This window comes from Paenarthrobacter sp. AB444, assembly GCF_028736865.1.
Classification (GTDB): domain Bacteria; phylum Actinomycetota; class Actinomycetes; order Actinomycetales; family Micrococcaceae; genus Arthrobacter; species Arthrobacter nicotinovorans_B.
This window is the reverse complement of sequence record NZ_JAQZBY010000015.1, coordinates 69,865-91,108: the sequence shown is the minus strand read 5'-3', so window position 1 is coordinate 91,108 and position 21,244 is coordinate 69,865. Positions and strand designations below refer to the sequence as shown.

At 63.2% G+C, this 21,244-nt stretch carries 19 protein-coding genes and 1 riboswitch; of the genes, 5 read left to right on the top strand and 14 right to left on the bottom strand.

The features are described from left to right. The first annotated feature begins 84 nt into the window (after positions 1–84). From PQ627_RS17155 to PQ627_RS17145, 3 genes are all read left to right on the top strand, one after another. Entirely contained in the window at positions 85–795 is a 711-nt protein-coding gene (locus PQ627_RS17155) for a response regulator transcription factor (RefSeq protein WP_144662703.1), read from the top strand. Between the two features lie 2 nt (positions 796–797). Further along, positions 798–2,261 carry a sensor histidine kinase gene (locus PQ627_RS17150; protein ID WP_274262659.1) on the top strand — a complete coding sequence of 488 codons (1,464 nt, stop codon included), beginning with the start codon at positions 798–800 and terminating at the stop codon, positions 2,259–2,261. Positions 2,262–2,417: 156 nt separating this feature from the next. After that, positions 2,418–2,708, top strand: a complete 291-nt coding sequence (locus PQ627_RS17145) for a WXG100 family type VII secretion target (RefSeq protein ID WP_144662705.1) — start codon at positions 2,418–2,420, stop codon at positions 2,706–2,708. 95 nt (positions 2,709–2,803) lie between these two features. On the opposite strand, the gene PQ627_RS17140 is transcribed toward PQ627_RS17145, so the two are convergent. The 5 genes from PQ627_RS17140 to PQ627_RS17120 all read right to left on the bottom strand — a co-directional run bounded on the left by PQ627_RS17140 (position 2,804) and on the right by PQ627_RS17120 (position 7,390). Further along, complete coding sequence (locus tag PQ627_RS17140) at positions 2,804–3,841, bottom strand: ribonuclease HI family protein (RefSeq protein WP_274262658.1); 1,038 nt, start codon at positions 3,839–3,841, stop codon at positions 2,804–2,806. Positions 3,842–4,058: 217 nt separating this feature from the next. Next, a complete protein-coding gene (gene groL / locus PQ627_RS17135; RefSeq protein ID WP_144662707.1) occupies positions 4,059–5,684 on the bottom strand; it encodes a chaperonin GroEL in 1,626 nt (541 codons plus the stop codon). 322 nt (positions 5,685–6,006) lie between these two features. Further along, positions 6,007–6,210 (bottom strand): cold-shock protein, encoded by a 204-nt coding sequence (locus tag PQ627_RS17130; RefSeq protein WP_144662708.1) that lies wholly within the window; start codon positions 6,208–6,210, stop codon positions 6,007–6,009. Positions 6,211–6,378: 168 nt separating this feature from the next. After that, positions 6,379–7,005: a LytR C-terminal domain-containing protein gene (locus PQ627_RS17125; protein WP_274262657.1), complete on the bottom strand. Its 627-nt coding sequence runs from the start codon at positions 7,003–7,005 to the stop codon at positions 6,379–6,381. Between the two features lie 49 nt (positions 7,006–7,054). After that, complete coding sequence (locus PQ627_RS17120) at positions 7,055–7,390, bottom strand: DUF3263 domain-containing protein (protein WP_144662710.1); 336 nt, start codon at positions 7,388–7,390, stop codon at positions 7,055–7,057. 109 nt (positions 7,391–7,499) lie between these two features. On the opposite strand from PQ627_RS17120, the gene PQ627_RS17115 reads away from it, so the two are divergent. Both PQ627_RS17115 and PQ627_RS17110 read left to right on the top strand, forming a co-directional pair. Then, positions 7,500–8,267, top strand: a complete 768-nt coding sequence (locus PQ627_RS17115) for a uracil-DNA glycosylase (protein WP_274262656.1) — start codon at positions 7,500–7,502, stop codon at positions 8,265–8,267. 133 nt (positions 8,268–8,400) lie between these two features. Beyond that, positions 8,401–9,240, top strand: a complete 840-nt coding sequence (locus PQ627_RS17110; protein ID WP_144662724.1) for a siderophore-interacting protein — start codon at positions 8,401–8,403, stop codon at positions 9,238–9,240. A 16-nt stretch (positions 9,241–9,256) separates the two neighbouring features. Here PQ627_RS17110 and PQ627_RS17105 read toward each other — a convergent pair whose 3' ends face one another. The 9 genes from PQ627_RS17105 to gcvP form a co-directional block, all read right to left on the bottom strand. Beyond that, positions 9,257–10,744 carry a threonine/serine ThrE exporter family protein gene (locus PQ627_RS17105; protein ID WP_144662726.1) on the bottom strand — a complete coding sequence of 496 codons (1,488 nt, stop codon included), beginning with the start codon at positions 10,742–10,744 and terminating at the stop codon, positions 9,257–9,259. Positions 10,745–10,772: 28 nt separating this feature from the next. After that, positions 10,773–12,089 carry a peptidoglycan bridge formation glycyltransferase FemA/FemB family protein gene (locus tag PQ627_RS17100; protein WP_274262684.1) on the bottom strand — a complete coding sequence of 439 codons (1,317 nt, stop codon included), beginning with the start codon at positions 12,087–12,089 and terminating at the stop codon, positions 10,773–10,775. A 111-nt stretch (positions 12,090–12,200) separates the two neighbouring features. After that, positions 12,201–13,289, bottom strand: a complete 1,089-nt coding sequence (locus PQ627_RS17095) for a lipid II:glycine glycyltransferase FemX (RefSeq protein ID WP_274262683.1) — start codon at positions 13,287–13,289, stop codon at positions 12,201–12,203. 161 nt (positions 13,290–13,450) lie between these two features. Then, positions 13,451–14,002 (bottom strand): NUDIX hydrolase, encoded by a 552-nt coding sequence (locus PQ627_RS17090; RefSeq protein ID WP_274262655.1) that lies wholly within the window; start codon positions 14,000–14,002, stop codon positions 13,451–13,453. Between the two features lie 48 nt (positions 14,003–14,050). Continuing rightward, complete coding sequence (locus tag PQ627_RS17085; RefSeq protein WP_144662730.1) at positions 14,051–14,872, bottom strand: DNA/RNA non-specific endonuclease; 822 nt, start codon at positions 14,870–14,872, stop codon at positions 14,051–14,053. Between the two features lie 38 nt (positions 14,873–14,910). Next, a complete protein-coding gene (locus PQ627_RS17080; RefSeq protein WP_274262654.1) occupies positions 14,911–16,323 on the bottom strand; it encodes an L-serine ammonia-lyase in 1,413 nt (470 codons plus the stop codon). Positions 16,324–16,521: 198 nt separating this feature from the next. Beyond that, entirely contained in the window at positions 16,522–16,908 is a 387-nt protein-coding gene (gene gcvH, locus PQ627_RS17075) for a glycine cleavage system protein GcvH (RefSeq protein ID WP_144662734.1), read from the bottom strand. A gap of 33 nt (positions 16,909–16,941) precedes the next feature. Continuing rightward, positions 16,942–18,075 (bottom strand): glycine cleavage system aminomethyltransferase GcvT, encoded by a 1,134-nt coding sequence (gcvT, locus tag PQ627_RS17070; protein ID WP_274262653.1) that lies wholly within the window; start codon positions 18,073–18,075, stop codon positions 16,942–16,944. 9 nt (positions 18,076–18,084) lie between these two features. Continuing rightward, positions 18,085–20,931, bottom strand: coding sequence for an aminomethyl-transferring glycine dehydrogenase (gene gcvP / locus PQ627_RS17065; protein WP_274262652.1), 2,847 nt, complete (start codon positions 20,929–20,931; stop codon positions 18,085–18,087). A gap of 169 nt (positions 20,932–21,100) precedes the next feature. Continuing rightward, positions 21,101–21,198: riboswitch (glycine riboswitch) on the bottom strand. Positions 21,199–21,244: the final 46 nt, after the last annotated feature.

The window sequence follows — 21,244 nt, the reverse complement described above, 5'->3', positions numbered from 1 at the left end:
GCAGATCCGGCGTAGCGGCGGCACGCAGTAGCCTCACATGCAGCATCCAGATAACTCACAGTTTCTGGGAGCACTATGGGTGTCATGAAAAAGAACGGTCCTGAAGCCAAGCTCCTCGTGGTTGACGACGAACCCAACATCCGCGAGCTTCTGTCCACGTCGCTGCGTTTCGCCGGTTTCGAGGTGGTGGCCGCAGCCAACGGTCGCGAAGCCCTCGCAGCAGCCGACCTTCATGCTCCGGACCTGGCCGTCCTGGACGTCATGCTTCCCGACATGGACGGTTTCACCGTCACGCGACGCCTCCGTGCGGCCGGCAAGCATTTCCCCGTCCTCTTCCTGACCGCCAAGGACGATACCGAGGACAAGGTCACGGGCCTCACCGTGGGCGGCGATGACTACGTCACCAAGCCTTTCAGCCTGGACGAAGTAGTGGCACGCATCCGGGCCGTTCTTCGACGCACCCAGCCACTTGAGGACGACGACGCGGTAATCCGCGTTGACGACCTCGAACTCGACGACGACGCACACGAAGTACGCCGTGCCGGCACGGTCATCGAACTCTCCCCCACGGAGTTCAAGCTCCTCCGTTACCTCATGCTCAACCCCAACCGTGTGTTGTCCAAAGCCCAGATCCTGGACCACGTGTGGGAGTACGACTTCAACGGCGATGCCTCGATCGTGGAGTCCTACATTTCCTATCTCCGACGCAAGGTGGACATCGACCCCGATGCCGCAGCCCTCATCCAGACCAAGCGCGGCGTGGGCTACGTGCTGCGGACGGCAGAGAAGCGCTGACCTTGCTGCAACGCTGGAAGTCGGCATCACTGCGGTCGCAGCTGGTTGCCATCATCATGTGCCTGCTCCTGCTTGCCCTGGCGGCAACGGGCGCGGGCACCCTGACGCTCGTCAAGAGCTATCTGCAGGGCCAAGTCGATGACAAGCTTAAGGCCGCCGTCGCCCTGGCCCAGGACCGCCAGTCCTTCGACAGGCTGACCGAACCCAACAGCGCTGCGCCTGCGGACACCGCAGTTCCCACGGACTATTCACTGACGCTGTACGTCCCGGACCTCGCGCCGTATCCGTTTGGCGGCAGCCAGAGCGACCGGCCCGCTATCGCCAACATCACCCCGCTGGAGGCAAAGCAGCGGGCCAATGCGCCGTTCCAGGTCAAGGGCACTGCCGGGACAAACTGGCGGGTTGTCGCCGTGGGCGTTGTTGCCAACGGGCAAAACGGCGTGGTCATCATCGGGCTGCCCCTGACACCCGTGGACAAAGTCATGGAGCATGCTGTTCTGGTGGTGGTGGGCGTTGGCCTCCTGACCCTGGTCCTGGCCTTTTTCATCGCCACCTGGACGGTGGCGCGATCCTTCCGGCCCCTGGCGAAAGTGGAAAAGACCGCAGCGGCCATTGCGGCCGGTGATCTGTCCCGTCGCGTGGAAGTGGACAACCCCCACACTGAAGTCGGACGCCTCGGCGGCTCCCTCAACGCCATGCTCGCCCACATTGAAGCCTCCTTTGCTGCGCGCGCTGCGTCCGAAGGCAGGATGCGCCGCTTCGCCGCTGACGCCTCCCACGAACTCCGCACTCCCCTGGTGACGATCCGCGGCTTCTCCGAGCTCTACCGGCATGGCGCCCTTTCCACCGAAGAAGACGTCGCCATGGCCATGGGGAGGATCGAGAGCGAAGCCAAGCGGATGGGTTCCATGGTGGAAGACCTGCTCCTGCTGGCCCGGCTTGACGAACAGCGGCCGCTGCAGCTCAAGCCGGTAGACCTTCAGCTCCTGGCGCACGACGCCGTGGTGGATACCCGGGCCTCATCGGGGGACCGCACCATCACGCTCACGGGTCTCGACGGCGGTTCCCCCTCCGCTGCGCCCGTACAGGGAGACGAGGCGAAACTTCGCCAAGTCATTGGAAACCTGGTGGGAAATGCCTTGCGCTACACGCCTGAAGGATCACCGATCGAGCTCGCCGTGGGTGTCCGCGATACCCCGGCCGGCAAGGATTCCGTGATCGAGATCCGCGATCACGGGGCCGGGATTCCGGAGGCGGAAACCAACAAGATCTTTGAACGCTTCTACCGGGCTGACACGTCACGGACCCGGGAAACCGGTGGCAGCGGTCTGGGCCTTGCGATCGTTTCAGCGATTGTGGGTTCCCACGGTGGTTCCGTTCAGGTCAGGGAGACCGACGGCGGCGGGGCCACTTTGGTGGTTCGGCTGCCGTTCCACGATGAGCCGGCTGAGGTGCCCTCCCCTTAGTGGGGCAAGCCCGCGGGGCGCTGCTTGTCCACATAGCGCCGTTTGTCCACATACCGACGAAGAGCCATTTCTGGCGCCACACTGGCTGCCTAGGCTGAATGCACTGGTTACGCATCACCGCATTCAGCGGCACATCTTCGTCGAAAGGCAACACCCATGAGCGTCATTTCCGTTGATACCGAGCTGCTCCAGCTCAAGTCGGCAAGCGTCAAAGGAACTGTGGACCGCATCAGTTCGGACGTTCACGCCATGACCCGGGGCTTGGAGGAACTGCAGGCTACGTGGAAGGGTTCTGCGGCCACGAACTTTCAAGCCCTGGTAGTGGAATGGGCGCTCACGCAAAGCAAGGTCGAAGCATCGCTGGCTTCCATCACCACGGCTCTGTCCTCGGCAGCTACAAGCTACTCCGAGGTTGAGCAGGGGAACACGCAGCGCTTCATGTATTAGCTCCTGTGAACTCCTGTAGGGCCGGCTGCCTTCCCCCTGTGTGTCCGGCCCTACAGGTTAATACCTGGCGCTCCAAAGCCTCAGGGCTACGTTCCCTACTTCTCCAGCGTCCCTTGGTGGAACCGGAGCCGCCATTGGCCTCGGTCCAGCGACCACACGGAACTCCTGAGTGCTGAACCCGTGTGGCTGAGGCTGCGGTACGTCAGCAAGATGGTGTTTTCGCTGAGCCGGTCGGCACTCAGCAGTTCGAGTTCGGTGGCTTCTCCCGGGTCTTCCTCGAGTGCCATCATCATGGCGTCACGGGTCCAGTAGCGGCCCGAGCTGCCGATCTCCGCGAAGTCCGGGTGGAGCAGCACTCCGATCCTGCCGATGTCGGCCCTGACGTCCGGACGCAACAGTTCGCGTTCCAAGGCCACCACAGTGTCCTCCGCCGAGAGTTCCGGGGCCGCGGTGTCATCGCCGAGCTCGCTGAACAGATCGGCTTGGCCGAAGATGCCCGATTCACCAAAAAGTGTGGGTTCAAAGTGAGGCCGGATGCTCCGGTCCGGGCGCACAGGCGCCGGTACTGTCTCGGGGATCCGGACCGCCGCCTGGGCGGCCGGCGTACCCAGCAAGGCCTCGCTTTCGGTGGAGGCAGAGCCCTCCAAGGAGGCAGTGCCCTCCAAGGCACCCGGGAAGCCTGGGCCGGTCCGTGGGGCTACGCCCTGCTGGTAGGCCAAGGCCACCGCGCGTGCACGCTCGTCCGCAGCTTCGTTGAGGTCGTGGCCCGCGTGACCCTTGACCCACTCGAAGGTGTACTTACGCCCCACGATCGCCTGGTCGATGTCTTTGAGGATGTCAACGTTCAGGACTGGCTTTCCGTCGGCCTTGCGCCAGCCCTTGCGCTTCCAGCCCGACATCCACTTGGTAACGCAGTTGATGACGTATTGGCTGTCGCAGAGGATCAGCAGTTCTTCGTGCGGCACGTGGGCTGTGGACCGGAAGAGGTCCAGGACAGCCATCAATTCACCCTGGTTGTTGGTCCCGTGCGGCCATCCTCCCGCTCGCCAGCAGGACTCATCAACGTACCAGGCCCATCCGGCCGGTCCAGGATTACCGAGGGCGGACCCATCGGCGGCAGCAATAATCGTCATACGTTAATCCTGCCAGACCGCACCGACACTGAAGCTGTCTCCGCGCCCACCGAGAACGTGGGAACCATGCGAAATCGCCGTAATTTTCCCCACGAATTGGACGCATTCGTACTCGTTCGGCGACCCAAGCACTTCGCCGAAACGCCGACGGCGGCCCCCACCAGAAGGTGGGGACCGCCGTCGTAATTGCTATGCGTGACGCAGCAGAACGGGTGGCTTAGAAGCCGCCCATGCCGCCCATGTCGTCGCCGCCGGGAGCCGGAGCGTTCTTCTCGGGCTTGTCGGCAACTACGGCCTCGGTGGTCAGGAACAGACCAGCGATGGAAGCAGCGTTCTGGAGAGCCGAGCGGGTGACCTTTACGGGGTCGTTCACGCCGGCAGCCAGAAGGTCTTCGTAGACACCCGTGGCAGCGTTCAGGCCGTGACCCGAAGGCAGGCCGCGGACCTTGTCGACCACTACGCCGGGCTCGAGGCCGGCGTTGAAGGCGATCTGCTTCAGCGGAGCGTCGATGGCAACCTTGACGATGTTGGCGCCGGTTGCTTCGTCGTTCTCAAGGGACAGGTTGGCGAATGCCTTGGCACCGGCCTGGATGAGGGCAACGCCACCACCGGCAACGATGCCTTCTTCAACAGCAGCCTTTGCGTTGCGGACAGCGTCCTCAATGCGGTGCTTGCGTTCCTTGAGCTCAACTTCGGTTGCGGCACCGGCCTTGATGACTGCAACGCCGCCGGCCAGCTTGGCCAGGCGCTCCTGCAGCTTCTCGCGGTCGTAGTCGGAGTCGGAGTTTTCGATCTCGGCGCGGATCTGCGCGACGCGGCCTGCGATGGCGTCGGCGTCGCCGGCACCTTCAACAATGGTGGTCTCGTCCTTGGTGACAACAACCTTGCGGGCGGTGCCGAGGAGGTCCAAGCCAGCGTTCTCGAGCTTGAGGCCAACTTCTTCGGAGATGACCTGGCCACCGGTGAGGATGGCGATGTCGGCCAGCTGTGCCTTACGGCGGTCACCGAAGCCCGGAGCCTTGACGGCAACGGACTTGAAGGTGCCACGGATCTTGTTGACGATCAGGGTGGCCAGGGCCTCGCCCTCGATGTCTTCGGCGATGATCAGCAGCGGCTTGTTGGACTGCATGACCTTCTCCAGAACCGTGACGAGTTCCTTCACGTTGGAGATCTTGGAGTTGACGATCAGGATGTACGGGTCTTCGAGGACCGTTTCCTGGCGCTCTGCGTCGGTGACGAAGTAAGCGGAGATGTAGCCCTTGTCGAAGCGCATGCCTTCGGTGAGCTCGAGTTCCAGACCGAAGGTGTTGGACTCTTCAACCGTGATGACGCCTTCCTTGCCCACCTTGTCCAGGGCTTCGGCGATCAGGCTGCCGATTTCCGGGTCGCCGGCGGAGATGGAAGCCGTGGCTGCGATCTCTTCCTTGGTTTCGATTTCCTTGGCGGAGGTCAGCAGTTCGCTGATGACTGCCTCAACAGCCTTCTCGATACCGCGCTTGAGGGACAGCGGGTCGGCGCCGGCGGCAACGTTGCGCAGGCCTTCCTTTACCAGTGCCTGGGCAAGAACGGTTGCAGTGGTGGTACCGTCGCCAGCGACGTCATCCGTCTTCTTGGCAACTTCCTTGACCAGCTCAGCACCGATCTTCTCGTAAGGGTCGTCCAGCTCGATCTCCTTGGCGATGGAAACGCCATCGTTGGTGATCGTGGGAGCGCCCCACTTCTTTTCGAGGACGACGTTGCGTCCACGCGGGCCGAGGGTGACCTTGACGGCGTCAGCGAGGGTGTTCAGGCCCCGCTCGAGGCCGCGGCGTGCCTCTTCATCAAATGCAATGATCTTGGCCATAACGGCGGTAGTCCTTTCGGGACAGTCGTTAAGAAGGTACCTGTCAGGTGGGATGCCCGCGACGGACGGTCCTTTGCGTGCAGCCTCTGTATGCCCCGCGCTCCGGACCTCACCCCACCAAGGTGTTTCTTGGTCCCCCAGCGGTTCCACCATCATTCCGTTACCGGCGAGAGCCGGATCGGATTAGCAGTCGAACCGTAGGAGTGCTAAATCAATAATTAGCACTCGACTGGTGAGAGTGCAAGCAGAGGCGCCACTTTTGGCACCCGCGAAGCGGGTTTCAGCCGAGAGCTGACCGCCGTTCCGGCGAGCAGTGAAAGCCTCAGGCTACGCGCACGCCTTCGGCCTGCGGACCCTTCTGGCCCTCGCCCAATTCGAATTCAACACGCTGGCCCTCTTCGAGGGCGCGGAAGCCATCCATTTGGATAGCCGACCAATGCACGAAGACGTCGTCACCGGAGTCATCCACAGTGATGAATCCGTAGCCCTTTTCGGCGTTGAACCATTTGACGGTTCCCAATGCCATGATGCCCACACTTTCGCAGTAGCCAAGACCGGTTGCCGGGATCTCCGGACCGGAATTAATCCACTGTAACCACAGTCACTATCCCTGCGCTTCCCCCAACGGGCAGGGCGCTGGTTTTGTTATTGAGGCTTAACCGAGTTGGGGTTTTTGGGCCCTGGAGCCGCGCGGTTACTGGTAGCCGGGTCCCGCTACTACAACCAGTGGTTGCTGCACATCAGGGGTCTCCACGATCGACTGGATGCCCAGGAGCGCGCCCAAAGCCTCGGCGTTGGCTTTCTGCGTGGGAGCGTTGTAGAAGATGACGGAGGTCTGCTGGGGAAGCCCTCCCCAGTTGGCTACCGTGCTCAGGGTCCAGCCTCCGCCCTGCACCAGCCCGGCCACCCGGCCGGCCAGGCCGGCGGTGCCGGTTCCGTTGTACACAGCGACCGGAACGCTCTTGTCCACCGGGGCGGTGGAGGGCGACGGCGACGACGACGGCGTGGTCGACGGCGTCGGCTCGGTGCTGGGTTCGTTGGAGGCAGGCGGTGCACTGCTCGAAGCGGAAGGTGCAGCCGAAGGCGACGTCGAGCTTTGCTGGGGTGCCGGCGTCGTGACGCTTGATGACGCACTGGGGGCGACAATCCCAAGGTTCGGGAGGATAAGGAACGCCACCAGGCCGAGTACCAAAGCCACGGCTCCGACGGTCAGGACAGGCCACAACGTGGGGCGCGCGGCGTCCTGGCTGTCGCGGTGAACGCCCTGCCGGGAGGTGTTCTGTGGGACCTGGTCGAATTCGTCCCTGGCATATTTGGTCATGGTGAAGCGTTGTCCTTGCTGGTTGCTGCTGACGGATCGCACCTGCGAATTACGCGTCCGACCCCAAGCGCCGCGCTGTCCGCGCCCGCTGGCGGGACGTACGTAGTCTACGCAATCTCTTCACGAGCATGGGATCGTGGGCCAACGCGTCCTCGGTGTCGATCAGCGCGTTCAGGATCTGGTAGTAGTGGGTGGCGGAGAGATCGAAGAGCTCCCTGATAGCCTGCTCCTTGGCGCCGGCGTACTTCCACCACTGCCGTTCGAGCGCCAACATCTGCTGGTCCCGCTCACTCAGCGGCGAGTCGCTCCGGGTATCGGCCGCGAGGTCTTCCAAGGCCAATCCGTCAGCCTGCGGCGCCATTGGTTCCGGTGCTGGTTCTGCCACGGCACACTCCTTCGACGCTTGTTGGGGGAAAATGTCCTACCCCTATGTTACGGGCGAATAACATAGCTGTCATTCGCTCCACCCCCGCCACGCGGGAGACAATGGCCGGGTGACTGGCGAGGATGCTCTCTTTGATCTTGAACCTGCCGGCGAGGCTGATCCTGGCTTCGCCACGCTGATCGACCGCCCCCTCGAGGAGCTGATGGCTCCCGACTGGGCCGAGGCGATGCGTCCTGTGGAAGGGCAGCTCCGCGATGCCTTGGCGTACGTCGCGCGTCGGGCCGGGGACGGAAAACACGTCCTCCCCGCCTCGGAAGACGTGCTCCGCGCTTTTCGCCAACCGCTGGCCGAGGTCAAGGTGCTGCTCCTGGGCCAGGACCCCTACCCTACGCCAGGACACGCAGTGGGGCTCTCCTTCTCCGTCTCCCGCCAAACCCGCCCCATCCCCCGCAGCCTGGCCAACATCTACCGCGAGCTCCACGACGACCTCGGCCTCCCGCCCCGCGTCCACGGAGACCTCAGCGCGTGGACAGAGCAAGGCGTCCTGCTGCTGAACCGTGTGCTCACCGTGGAGGCCCGCGACGCCGGCGCCCACCGCGGCAAGGGATGGGAGGCCATTACGACGGCGGCAGTCACCGCCGTCGTCAACCGTACGGATGGTGCGGGGCGCCGGAAGCCGCTGGTCGCGATCCTGTGGGGCAAGGACGCCGAGGGGGTCGCGCCGCTGCTGGGGGACGCGCCGTCGATCGTTTCAGTGCACCCCAGCCCGTTGTCGGCATCAAGGGGCTTCTTTGGCTCCAAGCCGTTCAGCCGGACCAACGAACTGCTGGTCGAGCAGGGCGCGGAGCCCGTGGACTGGGAACTCCCGGTCCTGTAGCGACCAACCCTCGCTCACATCCCACCGGAACCTGACCGAGCGTCGCGCTCAAACCCAGGGAACGTGAGAGAGGGTGTGTAACCTTCGACGCATACCCATCAAGCACCCAGCCAATTAGCTTAGGCTTGCCTATATGACCGCTCTTCCTGTCACATCGTCCGCCACACGCAATACCCGCCCGCAGGTCAACTTGACCGTCCTGCGGAGCGAACGGCTTTCGCCGCACATGGTGCGGATCGTGGCCGGCGGACCGGGGTTCAGCGACTACGCAAACAACGACTACGTGGACCGGTACGTCAAGATCGTTTTTCCGCAGGACGGCGTGGAATACGAGCAGCCGCTTGATCTCTGGACCATCCGCGAAACCATGCCGCGCGAACAATGGCCGCACACCCGGACCTACACCATCCGGTGGGTGGACCTGGAGGCGCAGGAGTTGGCCATCGACTTCGTGGTCCATGGCGATGAAGGCCTCGCGGGACCCTGGGCTGCCGCAGCAAAGCCCGGAGATTCCCTGATCTTCACCGGACCTGGCGGCGGCTACAGCCCCTCCCCCGACGCCGACTGGTACCTTTTCGCGGGAGATGACGCTGCAATTCCCGCCATCGCCGCCTGCGTCGAAGCCCTCTCCCCCGAGGCCCGGGGACATGTCTATCTCGAAGTGGATAACGAGGCCGATGCCCTCGCGATCTCAGCCCCGGAGGGAGTCGAGATCCATTGGCTGTTGCGCAAAGGCACACCGGCCGGGTCCAGCGACCTTCTCCTCGAAGCCCTGCGTGGCACCGAGTGGCTGCCCGGGCGGGTAGATGTCTTCGCCCACGGTGAGCGCGGATACATGAAGGGTCTCCGGGAGATCTTCTTTGTCCAGCGCGGACTCGAACGTTCGCAGGTTTCGTTGTCCGGGTATTGGGCCCAGGGCCGTGTGGAGGAAGTCTTCCAGGCAGAAAAGAAACTCCCTGTCGGCCAGATCTAGACGAGTGGGAGGGGTCTTAGCGTCGGCGAACCCTCCGGCGTTCGTTGCTGGACAGGCCCTTCGTCAGTGGCCGCGCAAGGTTGTCGCCGAGCACGATTCCAGCCGCAACACCGAGCACGATCGCTCCTGCGTTGAGCATGCCGCCGGCGCCAAGCAGAATGTCTCCGCCTTCGACGGTCAAGGCATACATCGAGCGGAAAATCGTCAGCCCAGGAAGCAGGATCAACGCCGCCGGCACGGCTACCACCAGCTGGGGAGCACCCAGCTTCAGCGCAACTACCCGGGCCAACAGGCCAATGACGACGGCGGCGACGGCGGGCGACAGACGGTCGCCAAGGCCGGCTTGGCCGACCCCCCACAAAACGAAGAAGCCCACTAACCCCACTGCCGCCGTCGGAAGCAGCAACCGCATTTGGGTCTGCTCGGTGACGCCAATCGCGACCACCGCGATGGCTATCAGGATGGCTTGGCCCCACAACGGGTAGGCGTCGGGGAAAGTCTGCGTGACGTCCAGGACCGTGCTGCCCATGAGCGTTCCGACCACGACGGCGACGCCGATGCCCGCGACTATCGCGCCGAAGGTCAGCAGCGTGGAAAGGAACCGGCCTGCGGCGGTCACGGGGAAGCCGTTGATTGCATCTTGGACCGATGACACCAGGCGGCCGGTCGGAAGCAGCAGCAGGATCCCGCCCGCCACCACAATGGATGGCGCTATTTCCACCCCCGCCCAGCGCAGCATCAGGGCAACAAAGGTGACGAAGAAGGCGCAGGCCATGGTGTTGAAGAAGTCGGCCGTGCGCCATCGTGCGAGCTGACGCGAGAGCAGGCTGATGACGATGTTGGACGCAAAGGCCACCGCCGAGGCGCCAATTCCCCCACCCAGCACGCCAACGAAGACCGCGGCAAAAATACCGAATGCAATCGTGACCATCCACCGTGGGAAGGGTTTTGCACTGCGGATGATGTCGTTAAGCCTGCGGACGGCTTCGTCGCGCCCCACTCCCCCGGCAACGATGTCCGTGACCAGTTGATGGACCTGCGCCAAACCTGCGTAGTTATTGGTCCAGGAGCGCACCACACGCAGCAGCGTAATGGGGGTTTGGTCCTTGGGCGCGTAGTTGATGGCCACCGACTGGTTGGTGATGTCCACCTCCACGTTCTTCAAGCCAAGCGCCGCGGTGACAGCAATCATGCTCGTCTCGACTTCCAAGGCACCCGCACCGTACCGGAACATGACCTCGGCCAAATGCAGCGCGAAGTCGATGGTTTTCCGGGCCGAGGCATCAACGCCCACCACTTGGATGGTGGGGTTGGCGTAGGGACTTCCCGCAAGCCGGTCCACGATATTCATGGGGGCCGTGGGCGGGCTGTCACCCTGCACCAGGCGCATGAGCATGCGTTTGGCGTTGACGTTCTGCCGTACCTGCGACGGACGCAATGGTTGAGTCTTCGGCAACCCGTCGGTGTGGGGCCTGTTGCCGGCCCCATCGGGGCGTTCAGTCACGCGGTGCTCCTCCTGTGCCTTGTTGTGATCAGCGGTTCCCCCGGAGTTTTCCAACTACCGGCAATTTCCCAAGTGGCAATCGTCCCAGTACTGTCTGGGCGGCCCCTGCGAGCTTCCTGGCCACGCGGTACGCCGTGTACTTCACAGGGCTGACAGGAGCAACGAAGTCACCCAGCAACTGAACTACCTCGCCGCCGAAGCCCTTCTTGAATTCGTATCCGCCGTGACCGGTCTCGTCCTGGCCCTGGATTCCGAAGGTTCCGTAGAAGTTGTAGCGGGAGTAGCCGTTGTTCAGCGCGTGCAGCATCATGCCCCAGTAGAGGGACGTTGCGCCGTTGAAGTAGATGTAGTCCTGGACCGTGCCGCCGATTACGCAGGTGAGTTCGTCGCCGGAGCAGGCAAAGTGGATGGCAGCGACTGTTGCCACGCCAACGGAGTCCGGGAAGCGCTCAATATCCTTGAGGCTGCGCTCATAGCTGTCCACAAGGTCCTGCACCACTTTGACGCGGTTGGCCTTCTTCTTGCTGCCGGTTTCCTCGACCTCACGCTTGAGGTCGGCCAGTGTCTTGGACTCCGCTTCGAGGCGCTCGGTGATCGATGCCCGGTACTCGGGGATGTTGATCTTGGCCATCATGAGTTTGGTGAACTCATCGGAGGTGTTGCGGAGCAGTTGCTCGTAGTACCCGCGTTCGCGGTAGGTGAAGCCCTTTTCGTCACCGGCCGTCTTGAGCGCGTTGTAGAAATCGTCCAGCGTTTCCAGCGTGGCCTGCTCCAGGTAGACGCCGTTCTTCTCCGCTTTTCGGATGGCCTTGCGGGTGCGGTAGTTCATGCCCATGATGAGCTCTTCGGCATCCGCGACCCCGTCCAGGGTCTTGATGAACATCCAGTTGATGTTCGCGAAGTTCATATCGAAACCCTGGTGCTGGAAGCCGAGTCCTTCGAGTTCCTTCAACAGCGGTCGGTTGTCTTCGATCTCCGGGTGCTCGGCACCGTCCTCGTCACGGGCGATGTACTTCACGTTGGGCGAGATGCGCAGCTCCGCCGCCTTTTTCGTTGCGGCGTGCTTCTTCAACTGCTCGACGACGAAGCGAACCACCGCGGGGTCGCTGTAGTCCATCAGTGGTCCCTTGGCACAGTCGGCGGTTTTGTAGCCGACGCGGTTGGACGTGTAAGTCAGCTTGCCCGCTGCAATGAGGCTCCCCCCGCGGGTCACGCCAAAGAGCTCGACCTCCTGCCCGCGGGCTCGCTGGAAACGCGTCAGGTCCATGGACTGGATGAAGCTGCCCTGCGGGTGTCCCTTGGCGAACGTCTCGAAATCAGCGTCGCTGAGAATCACGAATTCCATGTCGGTTCCAGCCTCGATCGGAGTCAAAGAAATTACCTCACCTAGATTAGATTTGCGCCCGTTGGTGGCCGGGGCGGGCCTGTTCGTTGGCTTGCTGGCTCGGGCTGCCTGTCAGTAGAACTGGCCCCCGGTACGCATGGTTTCGAGCCTCCTGAACACTTTCTCCGCGCCCTTGAGCCACAGCTTGTACCGCACCGGGCCCAGCACGAGGTCATAGCAGCCCACAAAATCAGTGACGGTCTTGGTGAAACTGGTCTTGAACGATCCCAGTCCGTACAACGGATGGGACTTGTCCTTGATGCTTGCAGAAGGCGGTGTGCCGCAGAAGTCGTACTCCACACACCCCAGCTCCTGCATGCGCTGGATCGCTGCCCATTGGACCAAATGCGAGTCACCATATTGCTTACGGTTCTGGGTGGAGCCGCCGTCTTTGTAGGTGGCCTTGGCCCCGTAGTTGATCACGAACGCACCGACGCTCGGTTGGCCGTCCTCGTAAACGAAAAAGAACTGCCCTTGGCCCCTGCTGCTGAATTCGCCCCAGAACGTGGCGTAGTACTCGTAGCTCCGCAGAGGCATGGCGCCTTTGGCATTGACCGTGTTCTGCATGAGGGCGTAGAGCTTGCGGTAAGTGTCCTCGCCTGCTTCTTCCTGGATGACCTCGCAGCCCTCACGCTCCGCCCGGCGGACTGCGTTGCGCGCGCGGGATGAGATGCTCCGCAGGACCTCGTTGGCGGGGGCCGAGATGTCGAGTATGGCGGTGAAGTCGTTCGACTGGATATTCGGGGCCTTGACCAGGCCAGCCGCCCTCAGTTGCCCAGTCACCTCAGGTGACTCCACGACGTCGGGCTCTATCTTGATGGTGAAGACGTTCAGCTTCTGCTCGCTCGCCAAAGTGGCGACGGCGTCCAGCATCGGCTTGATGTCGTCGACGGACTCGGCGTCGGGGCCCTTGATCAGGTACCAGAGCCGGCCGAGGACAGGGAACTTCTTTTCCAGCAAAAGGTTGTAGCTGGCGTAGTCGGCGGTCTCGACGACGAGGCGGCGGACCAGCCAGCCGTTGCCGTCCTTGACTGCTGCGTAGGCATCCGACTGCAGCATGTTGCCACCGTTCGGGTTGGCAGTGACGTGCTTGTCCCAGTTATCGATTTCCTCGGCAGTGGCAAAGCGGGCGGTAAATTCTCGCAAGGTGGCCGTGTCCAATCTCAGGGTTTTGGTGCAGTGTTCAAAGCAGGTGCGCATGCGGACATGCAGCCCCAAGTCTATCGGTCATGGGAGGACGCGGCTCAGTGGCGCCGCGTGGACCAGCTCATGGAACGCCGTGATCTTCATTCCACAGGCGGGTCACGGGCCCGCTGCGCACCTCAGGACGTTGGCCGGGAACCCAACTGTTCATCAGCCATGTACGCGTTCAGCCGGTGATAGCCCTGGCCCAACATTCCCGGGTGAAATTCGCCCACCGGCAGAAGAGAGATGGCGATGTCTTCTGCTTCATCCGGGCTGGGATCCGCAGTGGGCTCACAGTCCAGGGCCAGGTAGAAGTGGACCCGGTTGCTTTGACTGTTCCAGTTGGCCCAGGAGTATCCGAGGCTGTGCAGCTCTCCGGCTTCGTATCCCGTTTCCTCGCGGAGTTCACGCCTCACAGCGTCATCGAAAGAACTGTCTTTCGGCTCCACAGCGCCTCCTGGCAACCCAAGCGCGACTATTCCTGCACCGTGGTGATACTCACGGATCAGCACCACATTCCGGGCCCGATCCAGGGCAAAAACGGAAACCCATTCCGGGTTTTCCTGAACGTAATACGGTGCCACGACGACGCCGGATGGCGTCACACAGTCGTCGGCCCGCAAAGAAATCCATTTGTCCCTGACGATGACGCGACTATCGCTGACATTCCACGCGGTTTCGTCCCCCACGGCCCCTCCCCATCCTGACCCAAAGTCCCGGCTGATTCCTCGAGCATCCTACAACCGGATCTGCTCCATACTCTCCAGCCGAATCGCCTTCGGGGCCTTACCCAGCTCGCGCTGGCCGCTGGCAAGCCGGTCGGCGTTCGTGAGGCGGTTGAGGCTCAGCCCAGTGAGGTCTGCGATTTCTCCGATGGGAACCTGGAACGTCCGGAAGGGACCGAGCGGGGGTGGTTCGCCGTCGAGCAACCGCTCGGTGATGGCTTTTTTGAGCTCTACTTTGCCGAGCAACGGCGACTGGTCAAGGATGAAGCCGGCAGCTCCCAGTTTCGCGTCGTTGGTCCACACGGCGATCTTCCAGAACTTCCTCGGCACCTGGACGCCACGGTAGGGAGGGTCGTCATCCAGGAGGACCGGCCCGGTGAAGACACTGAGCTTGGCATCGAAGGTGTCGGCGTGCTCCAGGACGTGGTCCTCCAACCCGACCCAGAGTTCCTTGCCTTGGTTGAAGTCATCAACCTGTGGGGCCGCGTTCGTGAAGACAAAGGTGTCCTGGTTGGCCTTCTTTGCCGTCGCTTGATCCCCCCAGACCGGATCCAGACGCCGAACCAGATGCCCACGATCGAAGGCGTTGTTCTTGTAAACGTCGGGGCCTGCCTGCTGCTCCTTGGGAACCCGATCGTCAAAGTGCCAGGTTCCCTCGCGTGCCAGGGGGTTCAGTTCGCTGCCGCTGATGTTGACGCCCACGATCGCTGCAAGCTTCCGGGCTGCCCGAAAACGTACGGAGAAGTGGGTGTAATCCAACAGAATCGTCGTTGCCGACGGACTGGGCAGCTCGACGCGTGCCCGCAAGAAATCCCTGTCATATCCCCCGCTCATGGATACAGCATGGCACTAGGGACTGACAGCGAACAGAGTCAGCATTCGACGACGTTGACGGCGAGGCCGCCCATCGCTGTTTCCTTGTACTTATGGGACATGTCCTTGCCCGTTTCCCGCATGGTCACGATCACCTCATCCAACGACACCCGGTGCGTCCCATCACCCCACAACGCCATCTTCGCCGCGTTGATCGCCTTCGCCGCAGCAATCGCGTTCCGCTCAATACACGGAATCTGCACCAACCCACCGATCGGATCACACGTCAACCCCAGGTTATGCTCCATCGCGATCTCCGCCGCGTTCTCCACCTGCGCCGGAGAACCACCCATCACCTCAGCCAACCCCGCAGCAGCCATCGACGACGCCGAACCAACCTCACCCTGACACCCCACCTCAGCCCCCGAAATCGAAGCCTGCTCCTTATACAAAACCCCCACCGCACCCGCAGCGAGCAAGAACCGCACCACCACATCATCCCTATCAGCCTGGGTCGCCTGATCCATGCCCGGAGCGTAATTCAACGCATAGTACAGAACCGCCGGGATGATGCCCGCCGCACCATTGGTCGGAGCCGTCACCACCCGCCCACCGGACGCGTTCTCCTCATTGACCGCCAACGCGATCAGGTTCACCCACTCCTGCCAATACTTCGGATCGTTCCGGTCCTTGTCCTCCTTCAACAACCGCTCCAACCAATCAGGAGCACGACGACGGACCCGCAAGCCCCCGGGCAGCACACCCTCACGCTTCAGGGACGTTTCAACACAGGCCTCCATCACCGACCAAATATGCAGCAGACCCTCCCGGATCTCCTCCTCCGACCGGGACGCCCGCTCATTGATCAACATGATGTCGCTGATGCCCAAGCCTTTGGACGCGCACCGGCCCAACAACTCCGCCGCCGTCCGGAACGGCAACGGCAACTCCGCCTTGGACTCCTCCAACTCCACCCGGGCCGTGCTCTCCTCACCCTCACGGACAATGAACCCGCCACCAACCGAGAAAAACGTCGCCTCCCTCAGCACGTTCCCCTCAGCATCAGAGACCACGAACTTCATCCCATTCGTATGCCGCGGCAACACCGTCAACGGATGCAACACCATATCCTCCACCGCATACGGCAGCTCCACGCCCTCGCCCGAGGCACCGGCAAGGTTCAACACACCCGTTTCGGCGATGGCGGCCAGGCGTTCCTCCACTTCTTCGGGGAGGATCAGCTCGGGGTGGTAGCCCTCAAGGCCCAGCAGCGTAGCAGTCATCGTCCCGTGGCCCCGCCCAGTCGCGGCCAAGGAACCATACAAATCCACCCGCAATGACGCCACCGAGCCCAGGACATCACTGTCCTTCAACTCTTCGGCAAACACCGCGGCGGCACGCATCGGCCCCACAGTGTGCGAGCTTGACGGGCCAATGCCCACAGAGAACAGATCGAAAACACCAACAGCCATAGCCGGGATCCCTTTTATACAGCTTGAATCGGTCCGGCAGATCGTCCTGCCGGATGGCCTCCCCCGCTTGTGGCGAAAGACGACCGAAGCGCGACGCCGGATGGCCCCCAAAGGCGGCAACCCGGCGTCGCAAATTATTCAGTTACTACAAACCACGCTACGCCCGTATGTCCAGTGCCGGACCCGGGCCGCTGGCAACTAGGCCAGGTCGCCACCATTCTTGGAGGCGTATTCCTGGGCCGAGAGCAGCGGGCCGTCGGACTCGGCAGCCACCTTGAAGAGCCAGCCGGCGCCGTAGGGGTCGTTGTTGATGAGGGCGGGATCGGAAACAACGGCGTCGTTGATCTCGGTGACCTCACCTGTGACGGGCGAGTACAGGTCGGAGACGGACTTGGTGGACTCCACCTCGCCGCAGGTCTCGCCGGCGGTCACGGTGGAGCCGACCTCGGGCAGGTCGACGTACACGATGTCGCCCAGTGCGTCGGTGGCAACCTCGGAAATGCCAACGGACACCGAGTTCCCTTCGCCGCGGGAGACCCACTCGTGTTCGTCGGAGTACTGAAGTTCGGGCGCTACTTTGGGCATTCTGTTTCCTTTACGTTGTATGGACAAAACTGCTTAGCGGGACCGCTTGTAGAACGGCAGGGCGACGACTTCGAAGGGCTCGGACTTGCCGCGGAGGTCCACGTCCAGGGCAGTTCCCGGCTCGGCATAAGCTACGTCGACGTACGCCATCACCACGGGGTACCCCAAGGTCGGGCTCGGCTGGCCGGAGGTCACTTCACCAACAACGGCTCCGTCCTTCGTCACCGGGTAGTGCGAGCGGCCGGCGCGGCGTCCAAGGCCCTTGAGGCCAACGAGCTTGCGGCCAGTGGAGATCCCCGCACCGGAGGCCTTCAAAGCAGCGAGTGCATCCTTGCCAACAAAGTCGCCTTCCTTGGACAGTGCCACAACGGGCCCAAGTCCGGCAGCGAAGGGATTGCCTTCGCGGGAAAGCTCGTTGCCGTACAGGGGCATGCCCGCTTCCAGGCGCAGGGAGTCGCGTGAGGCCAGGCCCGCCGGAACCAGCTCGCCCTCTTCGGCGACGGCGGTGATCGCCTGCCACAGCGCGGCGGCGGACTCGTTGGGGACGAAGATCTCAAAGCCGTCTTCGCCGGTATAACCGGTGCGTGCAAGGAGCAGGTCCTGGCCACTGCCGGCCACGAGAAAGGTGACCTCGACGGCGGCGTAGTACTTCAGTTCCGTGACCAGCTGGTGCTGGTCAGCCGGAACCAGGCGCAACAGGATGGCTTCAGCAAGAGGGCCCTGGACCGCGATGAGCGAGGTCTCGGAGGAGGCATCCTCAACCACGACGTCGAACCCGGCTGCACGCACCAGGAGTTCCGCAGCAACAACTGCCGCGTTGCCGGCGTTCGGCACCACCAGGAACTTCTCCGCACCCCGGCGGTAGACGATCAGGTCATCGATGATGCCGCCGTCTTCCTGGCAGATCAACGAATACTTGGCCTTGCCTTCGGCCATGGCGGAAATCTTGCCCACCAAGGCGTAGTCGAGGAACCCGGCGGCCTGCGGGCCGGTGACCCAGACTTCGCCCATGTGGGAGAGGTCGAAGAGGCCTGCGGACTTCCGGACGGCGTGGTGTTCGGCTAGCTCGGAGGTGTACTTCAGCGGCATCTGCCAGCCACCAAAATCGGTGAACGACGCGCCAAGCTTCTTGTGCTCTTCGTAGAGGGCGGTGTATTTCCCTGTCATGACCAGTCCTTAGTTCTCGAAGTCTTCGATCGGCGGGCAGGAGCAGACCAGGTTGCGGTCTCCGGCTGCGCCGTCGATGCGGCCGACGGGCGGGAAGTATTTGTCCTGCTTGAGGTGGTGGACCGGGAAGGCGGCCTGCTCACGCGGGTACGCGCGGTCCCAGTCGGAGCTCACGACGGCGGCTGCCGTGTGGGGCGCGCGGCGAAGCGGGGAGTCCTGCACGGAGAAGTCGCCGGCAGCAACCTGGTCGATCTCCTTGCGGATGGTGATCATGGCCTCGATGAAGCGGTCGATCTCCACGAGGTCCTCGGACTCCGTGGGCTCCACCATGAGGGTGCCGGCAACCGGGAACGCCAGGGTCGGAGCGTGGAAGCCGAAGTCGATCAGTCGCTTGGCAACATCCTCAGCGGTAACGCCGGTCTTCGCGGTCAGCTCACGGAGGTCCAGGATGCATTCGTGGGCCACGAGTCCGCCTTCGCCCGTGTAGAGGACCGGGAAGTGGTCGTTGAGGCGGGATGCGATGTAGTTCGCAGCCAGCAACGCGGACTTGGTGGCTTCCGTGAGCCCCTGGCCTCCCATGAGCTTCACGTAGGCCCAGGAGATCGGGAGGACACCGGCCGAACCGAAGCGGGACGCCGAAATCGGAACGTCATTGCCTTCGGTCCAGGACGCTGCGTCACCGGGCATGAACGGCGCCAGGTGTGCCTTGGCTGCAACGGGACCAACACCGGGTCCGCCGCCGCCGTGCGGGATGCAGAAGGTCTTGTGCAGGTTCAGGTGGGACACGTCGCCGCCGAACTTGCCGGGCTGGGCAAGGCCAACGAGCGCGTTGAGGTTGGCACCGTCGATGTACACCTGGCCACCGGCTTCGTGGATGGCGTCGCAGACTTCGCGGACATCGGCGTCGTAGACACCGTGCGTGGACGGGTAGGTGATCATGATCGCCGAGAGGGCGTCGCGGTTGGCTTCGATCTTGGCCTTCAGGTCGACGTGGTCGATCGTGCCATCGGGAGCGGTGGCCACGACCACGACCTTCATGCCGGCCAGCACTGCCGAGGCGGCGTTGGTGCCATGGGCGGAGGCCGGGATGAGGCAGACGTTGCGCTGGTCATCGCCGTTGGAGAGGTGGTAGCCGCGGATGGCCAGCAGGCCCGCGAGCTCACCCTGGGAACCGGCGTTCGGCTGGATGGAGACCTGGTCGTAGCCGGTGATCTCGGTCAGTTGGGATTCCAGGTCAGCGATGAGTTCACGCCAGCCAGCCGTCTGGGAATCCGGAGCGAACGGGTGGATCGAGGCGAACTCTGGCCAGGAGATGGCTTCCATCTCGGCCGTCGCGTTGAGCTTCATGGTGCACGAACCCAGGGGAATCATGGTGCGGTCAAGCGCAAGGTCGCGGTCCGAGAGCTTGCGGATGTAGCGCAGGAGCTGGGTTTCGGAGCGGTGGGTGTTGAACACCGGGTGCTGCATGAACTCACTGGTGCGCTCAACCGAACCGACAAGGGCGAAGCCCTCCACGGCCTCAACCACGGAAGCGCCGAACACGTCGAGGACACGGCCGACAACGTCAGTTGTCGTGGTTTCGTCCACGGAAATACCAACGGTGTCCGCGTCGATGCCGCGCAGGTTGATCCCGCGGGCCTCGGCCGCTGCCACGATCTCTGCGGCGCGGCCGGGAATGCGAACCGTGACGGTGTCGAAGAAGGAGCCATGCAGGACCTCGACGCCGGCAGCCTTCAGGGAGGCGGCCAGGGTGCGGGCGTGGTTGTGGGCGGTCTCAGCGATCGCCTTCAGGCCCTCCGGGCCGTGATAGACGGCGTACATCGAGGCAACGATGGCCAGCAGGGCCTGAGCCGTACAAATGTTGGACGTGGCCTTCTCGCGGCGGATGTGCTGCTCACGGGTCTGCAGCGCCAAGCGGTAGGCGGGGACACCGGCGTCGTCCTTCGAAACGCCCACCAGGCGGCCCGGCATGGAACGCTCGAGGCCCTTCTGGACTGCCATGTAGGCGGCGTGCGGGCCACCGAAGAACAGCGGAACACCCAGGCGCTGGGCAGAACCGACGGCGATGTCGGCGCCCTGCTCGCCCGGAGGGGTGATGAGGGTCAAGGACAGCAGGTCCGCAGCGACGGTGACCAGCGCGCCGCGCTCTTTCGCCTCGGCAATGACGGCTGAGTGGTCGAAAACACGACCGGAAACGCCGGGCTGCTGGAGGACGACGCCGTTGATGGCACCTTCCGGCAGGCCGAGGGAAAGGTCCGCGACCTCAACCTCGAAGCCGAGTGCCTCGGCGCGGCCCTTCACGATGGCGATGGTCTGGGGCAGGCAGTCGGCGTCGAGGACGGTCTTGCCATCCTGGGCAGCCTTGTTCTTGTTGGCCCTGCGCATCATGAGAACGGCTTCAGCGACTGCCGTTGCTTCGTCCAGCAGGGAGGCATTGGCGATGGGCAAGCCAACGAGGTCCTGGACCATGGTCTGGAAGTTCAGGAGCGCTTCGAGGCGGCCCTGGGAAATCTCGGGCTGGTACGGCGTGTAGGCGGTGTACCAGGCCGGGGATTCGAGGATGTTACGGCGGATCACCGGGGGCGTGATGGTGTCGTAGTAGCCCTGGCCGATCATCTGCACGGCGGTCTTGTTCTTGGCGGCCAGCTTGCGCAGTTCTGCCAGGACCTCGACCTCTGACAGGGCGTCCTGCAGGGTCAGGGCAATGTCCTGGCGGATGTCGTTGGGAACCGCGGTGTCCACGAGGGCATCCACGGAGTCGTAACCGACGGTCTTGAGCATGGTCTCAATGTCGGCCTGGCGGCGGGCGCCGATATGCCGATCGACGAAGGGGGTGGAGGCAGAACTAACCGTCACGAAGGAACTCCAATACTTGGGTGGCGTTTGGGTACGCCACAGCGGCTCGGGTTCCTCCCCGCTCTGTATTGGACCTGAGAGTTTCCGCGACTTGTCCGAACAACGAATCGCTTGCACCGTCGGTGAGCACAACAACCTGGGACGGTCGCCTGCTGCTTTCCAGAGTTGCCTCGCCGCGGCGGTGCGTGGGCCTGAGAGATTCCTGGGGAGGGTTTGCTCCTACGGCGCCTGCATCACGTGCTTGCAGGACTCTCCCGCCGCAGATCAAAGGCTTGTTCAATTGTGCATGGGCGCCCACACAGGACACACCACA